This is a genomic window from Campylobacter sp. RM16704 (assembly GCF_000816245.1).
In the GTDB taxonomy this organism is placed as follows: Bacteria; Campylobacterota; Campylobacteria; order Campylobacterales; family Campylobacteraceae; genus Campylobacter_D.
In genome coordinates this window covers 440,531-456,246 of sequence record NZ_CP007769.1, presented here as the reverse complement: position 1 = coordinate 456,246, position 15,716 = coordinate 440,531, and the positions used below count along the sequence as shown (strand labels likewise).

Sequence of the window (15,716 nt, the reverse complement as noted above, 5' to 3'; positions counted from 1 at the left end):
TCTTAACAATGATAATTCAAATAACATTAAATAACTAATTCAATATAACCCACTTTAAGACTAATGCAAATCTTTATAAGCTTATATATTTTATTATTTATTTAACTTAGGTCTTAAAACCTAAAGCAAGTATATATAAAGAGTTTAAATAGTTTTAAAAATATAATAAATACTTTTAAATATTTATATACTTGCTTTAAGTTTTAAAACTTATTAATATTTAAATTGATAAACAAATCTTTTTTGATGGTGGGCCTAACAAGACTTGAACTTGTGACCTCACCCTTATCAGGGGTGCACTCTAACCAGCTGAGCTATAGGCCCTTAATAATGGTGGAGAATAGCGGGATCGAACCGCTGACCTCCTGCGTGCAAAGCAGGCGCTCTCCCAGCTGAGCTAATTCCCCAAAATTAGCTTTTCATCAATCTTTGAAATCTAAACAAGGATGATTGAGTTTATATATGAACTGATAGTTGTGAGACTTATCAGTTTGTACTCTAGAAAGGAGGTGATCCAACCGCAGGTTCTCCTACGGTTACCTTGTTACGACTTCACCCCAGTCGCTGATTCCACTGTGGACGGTAACTAGTTTAGTATTCCGGCTTCGAGTGAAATCAACTCCCATGGTGTGACGGGCGGTGAGTACAAGACCCGGGAACGTATTCACCGTAGCATGGCTGATCTACGATTACTAGCGATTCCGGCTTCATGCTCTCGAGTTGCAGAGAACAATCCGAACTGGGACATATTTTATAGATTTGCTCCACCTCGCGGTATTGCGTCTCATTGTATATGCCATTGTAGCACGTGTGTCGCCCTGGGCATAAGGGCCATGATGACTTGACGTCGTCCACACCTTCCTCCTCCTTACGAAGGCAGTCTATTTAGAGTGCTCGGCCGAACCGTTAGCAACTAAATACGTGGGTTGCGCTCGTTGCGGGACTTAACCCAACATCTCACGACACGAGCTGACGACAGCCGTGCAGCACCTGTCTCTAAGTTCTAGCAAGCTAGCACCCTCATATCTCTATAAGGTTCTTAGGATATCAAGCCCAGGTAAGGTTCTTCGCGTATCTTCGAATTAAACCACATGCTCCACCGCTTGTGCGGGTCCCCGTCTATTCCTTTGAGTTTTAATCTTGCGACCGTACTCCCCAGGCGGTATGCTTAATGCGTTAGCTGCATTACTGAGATGACTAGCACCCCAACAACTAGCATACATCGTTTAGGGCGTGGACTACCAGGGTATCTAATCCTGTTTGCTCCCCACGCTTTCGCGCCTTAGCGTCAGTTAAGTTCCAGCAGATCGCCTTCGCAATGGGTATTCTTGGTGATATCTACGGATTTTACCCCTACACCACCAATTCCATCTGCCTCTCCCTCACTCTAGATTACCAGTTTCCCAAGCAGTTTAATGGTTAAGCCATTAGATTTCACAAGAGACTTGATAATCCGCCTACGCGCCCTTTACGCCCAGTGATTCCGAGTAACGCTTGCACCCTCCGTATTACCGCGGCTGCTGGCACGGAGTTAGCCGGTGCTTATTCCTTAGGTACCGTCAGAATTCTTCCCTAAGAAAAGGAGTTTACGCTCCGAAAAGTGTCATCCTCCACGCGGCGTTGCTGCGTCAGGGTTTCCCCCATTGCGCAATATTCCCTACTGCTGCCTCCCGTAGGAGTCTGGACCGTGTCTCAGTTCCAGTGTGACTGATCATCCTCTCAGACCAGTTAAGCGTCATAGCCTTGGTGAGCCATTACCTCACCAACTAGCTGATACTATATAGTCTCATCCTACACCGAAAAACTTTCCCTACTCAACTTGTGTTAAGCAGGAGTATAGAGTATTAGCAGTCGTTTCCAACTGTTGTCCTCTTGTGTAGGGCAGATTAACTATACCTTACTCACCCGTGCGCCACTAATCCACAACTAGCAAGCTAGTTGCTTCATCGTTCGACTTGCATGTATTAGGCACGCCGCCAGCGTTCACTCTGAGCCAGGATCAAACTCTCCATAAAATTATAGATAGTTTAATCTTTTTCTTCAAAGAAAAAGTATTTAAAAGATTAATAAAAATAATCTTTAATTATTTAATTGATAGATTTACATAAATAAAGTAAATCTCTGGCTCAATCGATCACTTATTTAGATTTCAAAGATTGACTATAAGATTTGATTAACAATATTAATAATTTAAAGAACAATTAAAAATTAGAGATTGAAATATCTTAATTTTTACTTACCTTTTTTTAAGAAAAGGAAATGAAATTATATCTATATAAGCTTAAAGTTTTATTAATAAAATTAGGAAAATTTTTGGATTTATTTCTTGTATTCTCACTAAGATATAAATAAATATAAATAAAATAGTATATATTTCATTGTAAGTATTGTAGCATATAAAGTTATGGTTGATAATTGATAAAGCAAAATAAGGATTGATAAGGATTGATAGGTTTTATTAATCCTTATAATATATACATATATTAATATTAATCAATAATCTAATAATTCAACATTAATATGTTTATTATCATCGCTAAGCTGTACTCTATAATATAAACTTAACTCTTCCATACCATTGCCATTAACAATAGTTTTATATTTATCTTTTAGTTCTCGTCCTAATAAATTTCTTACTAAATTAGCAGGTGATTTTAATTCATCAGATGTATTTGGAAAATTTGCTTTAATATCTACTTGACAATGTTTATATTTGTATTTAGAATTTTCTTCTTGAGTTCTAAAATTTGCAAATTCTATTTGACATTTTTTAGATATTCTTTATATTTTTGTAATAATTCATTTGCATTTGCACCAAAATTTTCAACTCCAGTAAGATTTAAACTTTCTACATAGATACTTTCAAATTCTTCCTTAGCTAATTCTTCTAAAAGCTCTAATGCTACTTTATCATCACATTTTGGTGTTGTATCATAACAAGCACTAAAGAAAAAAACAAACATTATGCTAATTAATATTTTTATTATTTTCATTAAAACTCCTTATTTGTTCTATAGCATTTAAAATTCTATGATTATACTCACTACTTTCACCGATTAAAATTTTTAAAAATTCAATTCCAAAATGAGATGGAAAGATAAAATAACAAGAATTTTTATTATAAGAAAAATTCTTGGTTGATGTTTTAATGCCTATTGAAATTTCATTTTTATTTGTTGATGCTTCTCCAATAGCTACTTCAAACAAATCATCTTTAAAAATAACCTCAAAAGGATATTTTTCACTTTCTATAAAAGGCTTTATGTTTTCAGTATTCACACATTATCCTTTGCTAAAGTTTCATCAAGAATGTTATTAATTTTTTCTATATTTTGATTTCTAAGACTTACTCCAACCATAAACAAATCAGCTACCCATAATCCTTGACCTCCATAGTAAAAGAATATATACAATAAACCTATTAAAGGATCATAAGGATTTATTTCCAAGAAAAATGAAACAATTATGGCAATTATTGTAAATATAAGCCTAAACAAACCAATTTTAAAATGTCCTATAGCAAATCTAGCAACGCCTAATGCACCAAATATAAAATTATAAAGCCAAAAAACCTTTGTTGGATTTAAAATTTTTGTATTTGATAATTTAAACGCAACTTCATTTAATTGTGTATTATTTAGTTTTTCAAACTTCAGTTTTAATTCTTCATTAGAAATTTTAGGTTTTTCAAATTTTATGTACCAATTTGTGAACCAATGATATTTTCTTGGAAGTTTGTTTTCTATTGAATAATATAAATCCAAACCTGTCATTTTAATCCTTTTTTATTTTAATTTTTTAATTTGATTTTGAATTATTTCACAACATAACTTAATATATATTTAATATTTCAATTATTTTTTTATTTTTTATTGAATATTTCAATTGTTTTTAATAAAGAAAAAACTTTATACAATTTATTTTTTGTAATTTAAGGATATAAGCTTGAAGAAAACAAAGCGAGATATGGCATATGAATTAGATATTGATGTTAGTACTTTATATAATTGGAGAAAATATAAACCAAATTTATACCGCATAGTAATGCTTGGTTTTAAATATAATAGTCTTTTAGAATGTCATAAAAAAACATACGAGGAATTATTAAATATTGAAAATGAAATTTTAGAAGAAATAGAAAAATTTAAATAAAATATTTATAATTATTATACAATTTGTATTTAATGATAATATTATTTGATTTTTATCTTCTTTTACAACAAAAACTAACATTTGTTATTTCTTTTTTAAAAAATTTACACAAAATAAAACCACAAAACTAAAAATTAATAAAATCAAACTATATATATGTGCGGTTGTGAAATCTAAATTTTCCATACTTTCATAAATTGCGATACTAGCTACTTTGGTTTCACCACTCAAAGAACCTCCTATCATTAATACTATACCAAATTCACCCATAGTATGTGCAAAAGTAATAACCAAAGCACTTAATACAGCTGGCTTTATACCTAACAAAATAACTTTAAAAAGTGTCTCCAAAGTGCTTTTTCCCAAAGAATAACTAGCTTCTATAATATTTTTTGGAAGAACTAACATAGCTGAATATAAAGGATTAAACATGAAAGGCAAAGAATAAATACAACTAGCAATTACCAATCCTTCAAAAGTAAAAACTAAAGAAATATTAAAATTTTTCTCTAAAAATTCTCCTACTATGGAATATTTTGAAAATAAAATTAATAAATAAAAACCTATGACAGATGGTGGTAAAACTAAAGGTAAAGCTATAAGTGTTTCTAAAAAATTTTTAAATTTAAAATTTTTAAAAGCAAAAATCCAAGCAAGAAAAATGCAAAGTAAAAATAAAATTACACAAGTAATAAAAGATAATTTAATAGAAACCAAAAAAGGTTCCCAGTCGATATTTTCTAAATTTTCTAGCACTTTTTAAACTTTAACTAATTTTTAATTACCTAAATTTGGCTCCATTTCTATGATTTTCCAAGGAAGTCCTTGAGAATTTAACTCATCCATAAAAGGCTTAGCATCAAATTCTTCCATATTAAACACGCCTTGTCCTTTCCAAATACCTTTAGCTATTAGTTTTGTTCCTATCATAGCTGGAACTCCGGTTGTATAACTTACTGCTTGAGCCCCCGTTTCTTTAAAACATTCTTCATGATTGCAAACATTATAAATATAAATTTGTTTATCTTTACCATCTTTAATGCCTCTTATAACACAACCTATATTTGTATATCCTTTTGTTCTAGGGCCTAAACTAGCAGGATCAGGCAATAAAGTCTTTAAAAATTCAATAGGAATTATCTCTACGCCTTTATGCATTATAGGTTTAATACCGAGCATTCCTACATTTTCTAAACATTTCATATGCATTAAATAACTTTGTCCAAAAGTCATGAAAAATCTTATTCTTTTTAAACCTTTTATGTTTTTTACTAAACTTTCTAATTCTTCATGATAAAGCAAATAACTATCTTTTACACCAACTTCAGGATAATCCCACTCCATTTTTATTTGCATAGGATCAGTTTCTATCCATTTGCCATTTTCCCAATAACGCCCTTTTGCTGATACTTCTCTTAAATTTATTTCAGGATTAAAATTTGTAGCAAAAGCATATCCATGATCTCCAGCATTGCAATCAAGTATGTCTATATAATGGATTTCATCAAATAAATTTTGTTGTGCATAAGCGCAAAATACATTAGTAACACCAGGATCAAAACCACTACCTAAAAGTCCTAAAATTCCAGCTTCTTTAAATTTTTCATTTTTAGCCCATTGTTCTTTATATTCAAATTTTGCTAAATCAGGGTGTTCGTAATTTGCAGTATCTACATAATGAATTTTGGTTTTTATACAAGCATCCATCAAGCTTAAATCTTGATAAGGTAGAGCTACATTTAATAAAATTTCAGCACCTGTTTGTTTTATAAGTTCAACAACCGCATCAGTATCATCAGCATCAATTTGTGCAGTTTGAATTTGCACTCCTAAACGATCTTTTATAAATTTAGCTATTTCATCGCATTTGCTTTTTGTTCTACTTGCTAAAGTTATTTTACTAAATACATCAGCATTCATAGCACATTTTGCTGTAGCTACTCTACTTACCCCACCAGCCCCTATTATTAAAAGATTTTTCATTTATTTTCCTTCATTTTTATATTAAATAATTTTTCTATTTCATTACAAAACCATTTTTTTCTATTTTTCATTGCATCTTCGTTCCATTCCATTATTTCTCTTTTTTCATAATTATTTACAATTATTTGTGTAATCAAAAAAGAGCTTTGTTTTTTATCTTTTCCTTCACCTTTGTAAATTTCTATTTTTTTATCAAATGGCTTATTGCCAGCTTCTATATTCTTTTTACTTTTCAATAGTGTTAAATTACAACAGCTATTTAGATTATTATCGGCAATTTCTTTATCTATATAAGAATAGAATTTTTCATAAGATTTTGGCAATATATGTTCTATATGAGCTTCTTCTAAATCAACAAATTCTCTTTCTTCACTATCATCTTGATTATATTCTATAAGGATTAGCAGAGGTTTAATCCATTTATTATGATTGTATATATCCTTATTTAATAAATTTTCTATAACTTTTCTTTCCACATCATCTTTATTGTGTTTATTTATCAAAATTTCATTTATTTCTGATATATCTTTATTATCTTTTATCATATTTATCAGTTGAAAAGATGTTTGCTTTATTTTTGATAAAGTGTAGCCAGAAATCCAATATAAATAATAAAATTTTCTAAGCAAAACCAATAATGTTAAATGATCTCTATATTTAGTATGTAACGAAGTCATTACAACTGCCATAGGATGTATTTTCCATGGCAAATACCAAAAAGAATTTACTATTTTGTTATTATTATTAAATAAATCATTCACATATTCATTACAAAAATTTTTAAATTCATCAATAATTTCTTTAGTCGTTTTTCTTTTGAATTGATTTTCTAATTCTATATGCAATGATTTTTTAGGATTACCACCTAATAAGAAATAACCAAATAAAGTAAACATGTCTTCCATATTTATTTCTTGGTAATTACCTGTTTTAGATAATATAGTTTCAATTTCTTTCCAAACCATAATAAATGAATTTTCTTCATTTTTTGCATATTGTAAATCATCTTTATTTTCTTCATATATTTTATTTATTAAAATGCTTTTAATCAGGTCTAATTGAGTTAAATCAAGACCTCTGTCATTAATTGTTTGAAACAATTTAATTGCGGTATTCAAATTACTGCAAATAATTTTAATTAACAATACTTTATTAAATAGATAATTAACAAAATTATTAATTTCATCTTTACTTATATTTGATAGATAACTTAATTTTTCATAAATTATCACAGCTGTATTTTTATATTTAAATTTGGGATCATCTGATTTTATTTCTTTTTTGCTAGGTTTTTTAAAAGTTTTTATGTTATTTCCATTGCTTAAAAATAACAAATCAAATTCGTTTTTATATTGCGGATTTTGCGAAAATTTTAATCTTTGAAAATGATTGTTTATATATATACATTGTTCAATTCTTTGTATATTTATGTCATCTGGATTTTTGTATTCTTTATTAATATCTTTAAAACAATCTCTTAAAACACAAAATAATATCATTAGCGTAGTGATTCTTTGCTGTCCATCAATCACTTCATATTCATAATTATCATTTGATTGTTTTGTAACAACAATAGAACCTAAAAAATAATTTTCACCTTCATCGTGTTTACTATTTTTATATGCTTCATATATATCATCAAATAATTGTTCAACTTGTTCATCTTCCCATTTATATGGCCTTTGATAATTTGGTATCCTATAAATGTTATTGCTACTGAATATATCAACAATAGATTTACTTTCAACTTCAAATTCTTTCATTTTAAAAACCTTTTTCTGCTATAAATCACAATAAAACAACCATTAAATTATAATAATATTTTACTTAAACTACAAAAAGCAAAGCCAACGAATGTTAGGTTAAATATTTTATCTAAAATATATAAAATAAACTTTTAATATTTACAATTAAATTTCAAATATTAACCTTGTTAATTGCTAAACAATCAATAAATTTTTATAATGTTTTTTTAAAATAAAAAAAGTAAAATAATAATTTTTTAATTTTTTAAGGACACTTATGAATTTACAAAGTGTAGAACTTTCTTATCCTATTATTGTGACTTTTATCACTTATGCGTTTTTAATGCTTTTTATAGGATTTTATTTTTATAAAAAAAATCAAAATAGCAAAGATTATTTTTTAGGCAATGCTTCTATGGGACCTGTAGTATCTGCTTTAAGTGCAGGAGCTTCAGATATGAGTAGTTGGCTTTTGATGGCTTTTCCTGGTGCTTTGTATGCAGCAGGTCTAGGACAAATTTATATAGCTATAGGCTTAAGTTTTGGTATGTTTTTAAACTGGACTTTTGTAGCAAAAAGACTTAAAATTTTTTCTCAAATAGCCAAAGAGTGCATTACAATTCCTGATTTTTTTGAAAGCCGTTTTCATGATGATAAACACATTTTAAGAAGCATATGTGCGATAGTTATTTTAGTATTCTTTACTATTTATATTAGTGCAGGATTAGTAAGCGGTGCAAAACTTTTTGAAAGTGTATTTAATTTATCATATACTCTTGCATTAAGTATTGGATTTTTAGTCATTGTTTTATATACCTTTTTAGGTGGATATAAAGCAGTGTGTTGGACTGATATGATACAAGGACTTTTGATGATGAGTTCACTCATAATCATTCCTTTTGTAATGATTTTTGAATTAGGTGGATTTGGAGAAGCTTTTTCAACTATAAATAATGTAAAACCTCAAGCTTTTGGTTTAGATGGCGGAGGTTGGATAGTAGTAATTTCAACATTAGCTTGGGGACTTGGATATTTTGGACAACCTCATATTTTAATTCGTTTTATCTCGATAAAAAATGTAAAAGAAATTCCTACAGCGACTTTTATAGGTATAACTTGGATGGTAGTTTCTTTATTTGGTGCTGCTATGATAGGATTTTTAGGTATTGCTTATGTTGCTAAATTTAATCTTACTTTAAATGATCCTGAAAGAATATTCATCGTAATGTCTCAAATGCTTTTTAACCCTTGGGTAGCTGGAATTTTATTATCTGCTATACTAGCTGCTATTATGAGTACTGCAAGTTCTCAATTGTTAGTATGTGCTTCTAGTTTAGCACAAGATTTTTATACACAAATTCTAAAAAGAAAAACAGATGATAATAAAATAACTTTACTATCTCGTTTAGCTGTATTAATGGTAGCACTAGTAGCTTTTTTATTATCTCTTGACACTCAAAGTCAAATTTTAAGTATAGTTTCCTATGCTTGGGCAGGATTTGGGGCAAGTTTTGGAAGTGTTGTTTTATTTTCATTATTTTATAAAAATATGAGTAAAGAAGGTGCTATAGCAGGTATGATAAGTGGAGCATTAACTGTAATTTTTTATAAAAATTTTGGTTCAAATTTTATAAAAATTTATGAAATCATTCCTGGATTTTTAGTTGCAAGTTGTTTTATTATAGTTTTTAGTCTAATTTTTAAAGCAAAAAAACATACAATAAAACACTATGAAAAAATGCTAAAAGAAGTCTAAAATGTTTAAATCTTTCTTTTATTCTAGAAAATGGATCTTATGGGCTTATTTGGGTTTATTTTTTTTATTAGGTTCTTTGTTAGCCCAAACTTCAATTAATGTTGCAATTAATGAATGGTATAAACAATTTTATGATGTATTACAAGATGCTAAAAATCATAGCATAAATGATTTTTATTATTTTATAAAGCAATTTTTATATTTAGCATTGCCTTATGTTTTAATAGCTACTATAACTCAATATTTTGGTAGTGTTTATGCTTTTAAATGGCGAGAAGCTATGACTTTTGATTATATTAAATTTTGGCAAAAAAAAGATGATAATATTGAGGGAAGCTCTCAAAGAATTCAAGAAGATATTTATAATTTTTCTAAAATTATAGAGAGTTTAGGGCTAGCTTTTGTAAAAGCTATAATGACTTTAATTGCTTTTATACCAATATTATGGATGCTTAGTGAGCATGTAAATTTGCCTATTTTAAAAGATATCAAAGGTTCTTTGGTATGGATAGCTTTTTTGGTTTCTTTAGGGGGTCTTGTTATATCATGGTTTGTTGGTATTAAACTGCCTGGACTTGAATATAATAATCAAAAAGCAGAAGCTGCCTTTAGAAAAGAACTTGTATTTGCAGAAGATGATAGAAAAAACTATGCTAATGATGAAAGTATTTTAAGTTTATTTACCGGACTTAAAATTAATTATAAAAGATTATTTTTACACTATGGATATTTTAACATATGGCTTTATTTATTTGAACAAATTATGGTTATAGTTCCTTTTTTAATTATGGCTCCTAGCTTATTTTTAGGACTTATACAACTTGGTATTATCATACAAGTTGGAAATGCTTTTGATCAGGTTAGATCTTCGTTTAGTATTTTTATTACAAATTGGACTACTATTACACAATTGCGTAGTATTTATAAGCGTTTAGATGAATTTGAAAAAAATATAGATTATAGAAAAATTAAATAAATACATTTTTTAAGCAATTTTTATAGCTTACTTTTGATATAATTTTGCGAAATTTTTATTAAAGGAGTTTTTTTGGACCCCAGTCAAATTTTAGACTTAAATCAAACTTTACCCACTGTTGCCTCTATAGATATAGGCTATTCTACTTTTATGATTTTTATTGCATTAGTCTTAGTATTTTTAAATGGTTTTTTTGTTCTTTCTGAATTTAGTATTGTCAAGGTACGTAGATCAAAACTTGAAGAAATGATAAAAGAAAAAAAACGCAATGCAAAAAAAGCTCTAGAAGTTACTTCAAAACTTGATACTTATTTAAGTGCTTGTCAACTTGGTATTACATTAAGTTCTTTGGCGCTTGGATGGATTGGTGAACCCGCTATTGCAAAAATATTAGAAATTCCTTTGGCTAATTTAGGATTAACTCCTGCACTAATTCATACTATGGCTTTTATTATAGCTTTTGCAATTATTACATTATTACATGTTGTTTTAGGTGAATTAGTTCCAAAAAGTGTTGCTATAGCTATTGCAGATAAAGCTGTTTTATGGGTTGCAAGACCATTACATTTGTTTTGGTTGCTTTTCTTGCCATTTATTAAAACATTTGATTTTTTAGCTGCAATTTCTTTAAAAGTTATAGGTATTAAACCGGCAAAAGAACACGAGTTAAGTCATTCTGAAGAAGAAATTAAATTTATCGCAAGTGAAAGCCAAAAGGGCGGAATATTAGATGAATTTGAAACAGAAATCATACGCAATGCTGTTGATTTTTCAGATACAGTTGCAAAAGAAATTATGACACCTAGAAAAGATATGATTTGTCTTAATAAACAAAAAAGTTATGAAGAAAATATGCAGGTTGTATGTCAATATAAACACACACGCTTTCCTTATATAGATGGTTCTAAAGATATTATTTTAGGTATGGTACATATAAGAGATATTATGCAAAATGAACTTAGTAAAAATAAGAAAAATCTAGATGATTTTTTAATTAAAATGATACTAGTTCCAGAAAACATTAGTATCTCTAAGGTTCTTTTTATGATGAATAAAGAGCAAGTTCATACAGCATTGGTGGTAGATGAATATGGTGGAACAGCTGGTCTTTTAACTATGGAAGATATTATGGAAGAAATTATCGGCGATATTAATGATGAACATGATGATTCTAGTCCACATTTTAAAAAACTTGCAGAAAATATCTATGAATTTCAAGGAAGATATGAAATTAGTGAAGTGGAAGAGTTGCTAGATATATCTTATAATGAAGAATTAGAACAAGTTACTATAGGTGGATATGTATTTAATCTTTTAGGACGCTTACCAGTTGTTGGAGATAGAATAGAAGATGAATTTTGCTACTATGAGGTAAAAAAAATGGATGGCAATAGCATAGAACGTGTCAAAGTAGTTCGTAAAAATACTACTGAAGAAGAAGAATAAAAAATTCTTCTTCACTTCTTATTTCTTTTGTAAAATATTGAGGAAATTACATGCAATTACATAATGAAATAAATGATTTTATACAAAGCTGCAAAAGCATTATACTATCAACTATAAATTTAAAAAAACAAGTCATATGCTCTTATGCTCCTATTATAAAGATAAAAGATAGTTTTTATATTTATATCAGTGAAATAGCCGAACACTTTGAAGGTGTTAAATATAATAGTGAAAATATAGAAATAATGTTTATAGAAGATGAACAAAACACTTTTTCTATACTTGCTAGAAAAAGGTTAAAATTTAAAGTTAAAACTTTAGAAATAGAAAGAAATAATGAAAATTTTGATTATATATTAGAATATTATAAAAAACAAAATCCACAAGAAGAAGAAATAATAAAAACTATAAAAAATATGCAAGATTTCCATTTATTTAAACTCGTATTAAAAAACGGAAGATATGTTAAAGGTTTTGGAAAAGCTTATGATATTAATAAAGAAGAAATTAAACTAGTTGATACTAAAGGACATAAATAAAGCTCAAGATGAGTTCTCACTCATCTTGATATATTAACCATTTCTTTTTTTGATAATTTCTTCAGAAACATTTTTTGGAACTTCATCATAGTGATCAAATTCCATAGAATAAGTAGCACGGCCTTGAGTTTGACTTCTAAGATCAGTTGAGTAACCAAACATTTCAGCCAAAGGACAAAACGCGGTAATGATTTTATTGCCGCCTCTTTCATCCATTGAATTTACTTGGCCACGGCGTTTATTTAAATCACCTATCACATCACCCATATACTCTTCTGGAGTTTCAACTTCAACTTTCATCATAGGCTCAAGTATTACAGCACCTGCCTTTCTAGCACCTTCTTTAAAGCCCATAGAAGCTGCGAGTTTAAATGCCATTTCAGAAGAATCCACTTCGTGGTAACTTCCATCATAAACAGTCACTTTAACATCTTCAACAGGATATCCCGCTAAAACACCATTTTGTAATGCTTCTTGAACACCTTTATCAACCGCTGGAATATATTCTTTTGGAATTACCCCACCTTTGATATCATTTACAAATTCATATCCACTACCTGGTTCAAGCGGTTCAAGTCTTAAGAATACATGTCCGTATTGTCCACGACCACCAGATTGTTTAGCATATTTATATTCTTGCTCAACAGTTTTTCTAATAGTTTCACGATAAGCAACTTGAGGCTGACCTACCTCTGCTTCTACCTTAAATTCTCTAAGCATACGATCAACAATGATTTCTAAGTGAAGCTCACCCATACCTGAAATGATGGTTTGTCCACTTTCTTCATCAGTTGAAACTCTAAAGCTTGGATCTTCTTGAGCTAATTTATTTAAAGCTATAGACATTTTCTCTTGATCAGCTTTTGTTTTAGGTTCAACTGCAACAGAAATAACAGGATCTGGAAAATCCATTCTTTCCAAAATAACTTTATCTTTTTCACTTGCTAAAGTATCACCAGTTAATGTATCTTTAAGACCAACAACAGCTCCAATTTCTCCAGCATATAAAGTTTTAATTTCTTCTCTTTTATTAGAATGCATTTTCAAAAGACGACCGATTCTTTCTTTTTTATCTTTTGTTGAATTATATGCATAAGAACCACTTTCTAAACTTCCTCTATACACACGAACGAAAGTAAGTTGTCCAACAAATGGATCAGTCATAATTTTAAATGCAAGCCCTGCAAATTCACCATCATCAGTTGATTTTACAGAAACTTCAGTTCCATCTTCATATTCACCTTTAATATTAGCCACTTCATCAGGAGCTGGTAAATATGCAACAACAGCATCAAGCAAAGGTTGTATACCTTTGTTTTTAAATGCAGTTCCGCAAAGCATAGGAACCATAGAAAGACTTAAACACCCAGCTTTAATTCCTGCTCTGATTTCATCTTGAGTAAGTTCTTCCCCACCTAGATATTTTTCCATCAATTCATCAGATGTTTCAGATACTGCTTCTATCATTTTAGTGCGATATTCTTCAGCTTTTTCCATTAATTCAGCTGGAATTTCCTTTTCTACATAATCAGTTGGTTTGTTTTCATCTTCCCAAACTAAAGCTTTCATTGTGATAAGATCAATCACACCTTTGAAATTATCTTCAGCACCAATTGGAATTTGAAGTGGAACAGGATTACCTTTTAAACGATTTTTGATTTGCTCTTCAACATTAAAGAAATTTGCACCAATTCTATCCATTTTGTTAACAAAAACAATTCTTGGAACACCATATTTATTTGCTTGTCTCCAAACTGTTTCAGATTGTGGCTGAACTCCACCTACAGAACAAAAAACAGAAACTGCACCATCTAAAACACGCATTGATCTTTCAACTTCAATAGTAAAATCAACGTGGCCTGGAGTGTCTATAAGGTTAATTTGGTGATTTTTCCAAAAACAAGTTGTAGCAGCAGAAGTAATAGTAATACCTCTTTCTTTTTCTTGCTCCATCCAGTCCATTGTAGCTGCACCATCATGCACTTCACCAATTTTATGACTCATACCTGTAAAGAAAAGAATTCTTTCACTAGTGGTTGTTTTACCTGCATCAATATGAGCTGCAATACCTATATTTCTAACTTTTTTTAAAGGAGTACTTCTTGACATATTTTACTCCTCTTACCAACGATAATGAGCAAATGCTTTATTAGCTTCTGCCATTTTATAAGTATCTTCTTTCTTCTTGAATGAAGCACCTTTGCTATTAGCTGCATCTAATAATTCAGCTGCTAATTTTTCAATCATAGTTCTTTCACTTCTTTTTCTAGCAAAAGAAATAATCCATCTTATAGCTAAAGCTTGTTGTCTAGCTGGGCGTACTTCTACTGGCACTTGATAAGTAGCACCACCAACACGACGAGATTTAACTTCTAATAAAGGCTTGATATTTTCAATAGCATCATTAAAAATTTCTATACCTTTTTTCTCTCCACCTTTTTTATCGATAGCTTCTAAAGCACCATACATAATAGTAGTAGCTGTGCTTTTTTTACCATCATACATTAAAGAATTAATGAATTTTGTGATTACTTTGTTTCCATAAATCGGATCTGGCAAGACTTCTCTTACCGGAGCTTTTCTTCTTCTCATAATTTTCCTTCAAATTTATAATTTTACTCAAACAAAATCAAATCTAACGGATTTGTCTGCAATTTTATTACTTAGCTGCTGCTTTAGGGCGTTTTGCACCATATTTAGAACGAGAAACAGTTCTTTTTGCAACACCTGCAGTATCTAAGGCACCACGAACAATGTGATACTTAACACCTGGTAAGTCTTTTACCCTACCACCACGCACTAAAACAATGCTGTGTTCTTGTAGGTTGTGACCCTCACCACCGATATAACTAATAACTTCAAAGCCACTTGTAAGTCTTACTTTGGCAACTTTTCTTAACGCTGAGTTTGGTTTTTTAGGGGTTGTTGTATAAACCCTAGTACAAACTCCCCTTCTTTGTGGGCAATTTTTAAGCGCTGGTGATTTAGATTTTTCTAAAACTTTTTTACGCTCTTTTCTAACCAATTGATTTATGGTTGGCACAGTAATTCCTTTCATTAATAAAATAATAAACTTTGCATAATATCTAAATTTTACTTATAAAATTATAAACTGACTT

General features: G+C 29.5%; 14 protein-coding genes, 2 tRNA genes and 1 rRNA gene. 5 read left to right on the top strand and 12 right to left on the bottom strand.

The genetic code is table 11. The features are described from left to right. Nucleotides 1–247 precede the first annotated feature (247 nt). The 6 genes from CAQ16704_RS02415 to CAQ16704_RS02390 form a co-directional block, all read right to left on the bottom strand. Nucleotides 248–324: transfer RNA gene (locus tag CAQ16704_RS02415), tRNA-Ile, on the bottom strand. A gap of 7 nt (nt 325–331) precedes the next feature. Further along, nucleotides 332–407 (bottom strand) — tRNA-Ala (locus CAQ16704_RS02410). 95 nt (nt 408–502) lie between these two features. Continuing rightward, a 16S ribosomal RNA gene (locus CAQ16704_RS02405) occupies nt 503–2,015 on the bottom strand. A 741-nt stretch (nt 2,016–2,756) separates the two neighbouring features. Then, the gene (locus CAQ16704_RS02400; protein WP_039666724.1) at nt 2,757–2,993 is read right to left on the bottom strand and encodes a hypothetical protein; all 237 of its coding nucleotides are present in this window, start codon (nt 2,991–2,993) and stop codon (nt 2,757–2,759) included. Next, entirely contained in the window at nt 2,968–3,279 is a 312-nt protein-coding gene (locus CAQ16704_RS02395; protein ID WP_039666723.1) for a hypothetical protein, read from the bottom strand. Before CAQ16704_RS02395 ends, CAQ16704_RS02400 begins: the two co-directional genes overlap by 26 nt. After that, nucleotides 3,276–3,773, bottom strand: a complete 498-nt coding sequence (locus CAQ16704_RS02390; protein ID WP_052244974.1) for a hypothetical protein — start codon at nt 3,771–3,773, stop codon at nt 3,276–3,278. The genes CAQ16704_RS02395 and CAQ16704_RS02390 overlap by 4 nt, the downstream gene beginning before the upstream one ends. A 193-nt stretch (nt 3,774–3,966) precedes the next feature. On the opposite strand from CAQ16704_RS02390, the gene CAQ16704_RS02385 reads away from it, so the two are divergent. Then, nucleotides 3,967–4,152 carry a hypothetical protein gene (locus CAQ16704_RS02385; RefSeq protein ID WP_039667697.1) on the top strand — a complete coding sequence of 62 codons (186 nt, stop codon included), beginning with the start codon at nt 3,967–3,969 and terminating at the stop codon, nt 4,150–4,152. Between the two features lie 84 nt (nt 4,153–4,236). Here the strand turns inward: CAQ16704_RS02385 and modB are convergent, their stop codons facing one another. From modB to CAQ16704_RS02370, 3 genes are read right to left on the bottom strand one after another with little or no spacing between them, the layout of a single operon-like run. Next, nucleotides 4,237–4,908, bottom strand: coding sequence for a molybdate ABC transporter permease subunit (gene modB / locus CAQ16704_RS02380; RefSeq protein ID WP_039666722.1), 672 nt, complete (start codon nt 4,906–4,908; stop codon nt 4,237–4,239). A gap of 21 nt (nt 4,909–4,929) precedes the next feature. Continuing rightward, nucleotides 4,930–6,135 carry a saccharopine dehydrogenase family protein gene (locus CAQ16704_RS02375; RefSeq protein ID WP_039666721.1) on the bottom strand — a complete coding sequence of 402 codons (1,206 nt, stop codon included), beginning with the start codon at nt 6,133–6,135 and terminating at the stop codon, nt 4,930–4,932. Continuing rightward, nucleotides 6,132–7,898 carry a DUF262 domain-containing protein gene (locus CAQ16704_RS02370; RefSeq protein WP_039666720.1) on the bottom strand — a complete coding sequence of 589 codons (1,767 nt, stop codon included), beginning with the start codon at nt 7,896–7,898 and terminating at the stop codon, nt 6,132–6,134. Before CAQ16704_RS02370 ends, CAQ16704_RS02375 begins: the two co-directional genes overlap by 4 nt. A gap of 259 nt (nt 7,899–8,157) precedes the next feature. Here CAQ16704_RS02370 and putP point away from each other — a divergent pair, with 259 nt between their 5' ends. From putP to CAQ16704_RS02350, 4 genes are all read left to right on the top strand, one after another. Further along, nucleotides 8,158–9,636 carry a sodium/proline symporter PutP gene (gene putP / locus CAQ16704_RS02365; RefSeq protein WP_039666719.1) on the top strand — a complete coding sequence of 493 codons (1,479 nt, stop codon included), beginning with the start codon at nt 8,158–8,160 and terminating at the stop codon, nt 9,634–9,636. 1 nt (nt 9,637) lies between these two features. Then, nucleotides 9,638–10,612, top strand: a complete 975-nt coding sequence (locus tag CAQ16704_RS02360; RefSeq protein ID WP_039666718.1) for a putative transporter — start codon at nt 9,638–9,640, stop codon at nt 10,610–10,612. 72 nt (nt 10,613–10,684) lie between these two features. After that, entirely contained in the window at nt 10,685–12,058 is a 1,374-nt protein-coding gene (locus CAQ16704_RS02355) for a hemolysin family protein (protein ID WP_039666717.1), read from the top strand. A gap of 50 nt (nt 12,059–12,108) precedes the next feature. Continuing rightward, nucleotides 12,109–12,597: a heme oxygenase, HugZ family gene (locus CAQ16704_RS02350; RefSeq protein WP_052244973.1), complete on the top strand. Its 489-nt coding sequence runs from the start codon at nt 12,109–12,111 to the stop codon at nt 12,595–12,597. Nucleotides 12,598–12,630: 33 nt separating this feature from the next. Here the strand turns inward: CAQ16704_RS02350 and fusA are convergent, their stop codons facing one another. The 3 genes from fusA to rpsL form a co-directional block, all read right to left on the bottom strand. Next, complete coding sequence (gene fusA, locus CAQ16704_RS02345; protein WP_039666716.1) at nt 12,631–14,706, bottom strand: elongation factor G; 2,076 nt, start codon at nt 14,704–14,706, stop codon at nt 12,631–12,633. Between the two features lie 12 nt (nt 14,707–14,718). Beyond that, on the bottom strand, nt 14,719–15,189 hold the full coding sequence (gene rpsG / locus CAQ16704_RS02340) for a 30S ribosomal protein S7 (RefSeq protein ID WP_012661188.1): 471 nt from the start codon (nt 15,187–15,189) through the stop codon (nt 14,719–14,721). Nucleotides 15,190–15,256: 67 nt separating this feature from the next. Continuing rightward, nucleotides 15,257–15,640, bottom strand: a complete 384-nt coding sequence (rpsL, locus tag CAQ16704_RS02335; RefSeq protein WP_012661187.1) for a 30S ribosomal protein S12 — start codon at nt 15,638–15,640, stop codon at nt 15,257–15,259. Nucleotides 15,641–15,716: the final 76 nt, after the last annotated feature.

What these genes read in the sequence shown, in the direction of transcription:
- CAQ16704_RS02400 (WP_039666724.1), bottom strand. Translation starts at nt 2,993, where the DNA reads ATGAAAATAATAAAAATATTAATTAGCATAATGTTTGTTTTTTTCTTT.
- CAQ16704_RS02390 (WP_052244974.1), bottom strand. Translation starts at nt 3,773, where the DNA reads ATGACAGGTTTGGATTTATATTATTCAATAGAAAACAAACTTCCAAGA.
- CAQ16704_RS02385 (WP_039667697.1), top strand. Translation starts at nt 3,967, where the DNA reads ATGGCATATGAATTAGATATTGATGTTAGTACTTTATATAATTGGAGA.
- CAQ16704_RS02375 (WP_039666721.1), bottom strand. Translation starts at nt 6,135, where the DNA reads ATGAAAAATCTTTTAATAATAGGGGCTGGTGGGGTAAGTAGAGTAGCT.
- CAQ16704_RS02370 (WP_039666720.1), bottom strand. Translation starts at nt 7,898, where the DNA reads ATGAAAGAATTTGAAGTTGAAAGTAAATCTATTGTTGATATATTCAGT.
- putP (WP_039666719.1), top strand. Translation starts at nt 8,158, where the DNA reads ATGAATTTACAAAGTGTAGAACTTTCTTATCCTATTATTGTGACTTTT.
- CAQ16704_RS02360 (WP_039666718.1), top strand. Translation starts at nt 9,638, where the DNA reads ATGTTTAAATCTTTCTTTTATTCTAGAAAATGGATCTTATGGGCTTAT.
- CAQ16704_RS02350 (WP_052244973.1), top strand. Translation starts at nt 12,109, where the DNA reads ATGCAATTACATAATGAAATAAATGATTTTATACAAAGCTGCAAAAGC.
- fusA (WP_039666716.1), bottom strand. Translation starts at nt 14,706, where the DNA reads ATGTCAAGAAGTACTCCTTTAAAAAAAGTTAGAAATATAGGTATTGCA.
- rpsG (WP_012661188.1), bottom strand. Translation starts at nt 15,189, where the DNA reads ATGAGAAGAAGAAAAGCTCCGGTAAGAGAAGTCTTGCCAGATCCGATT.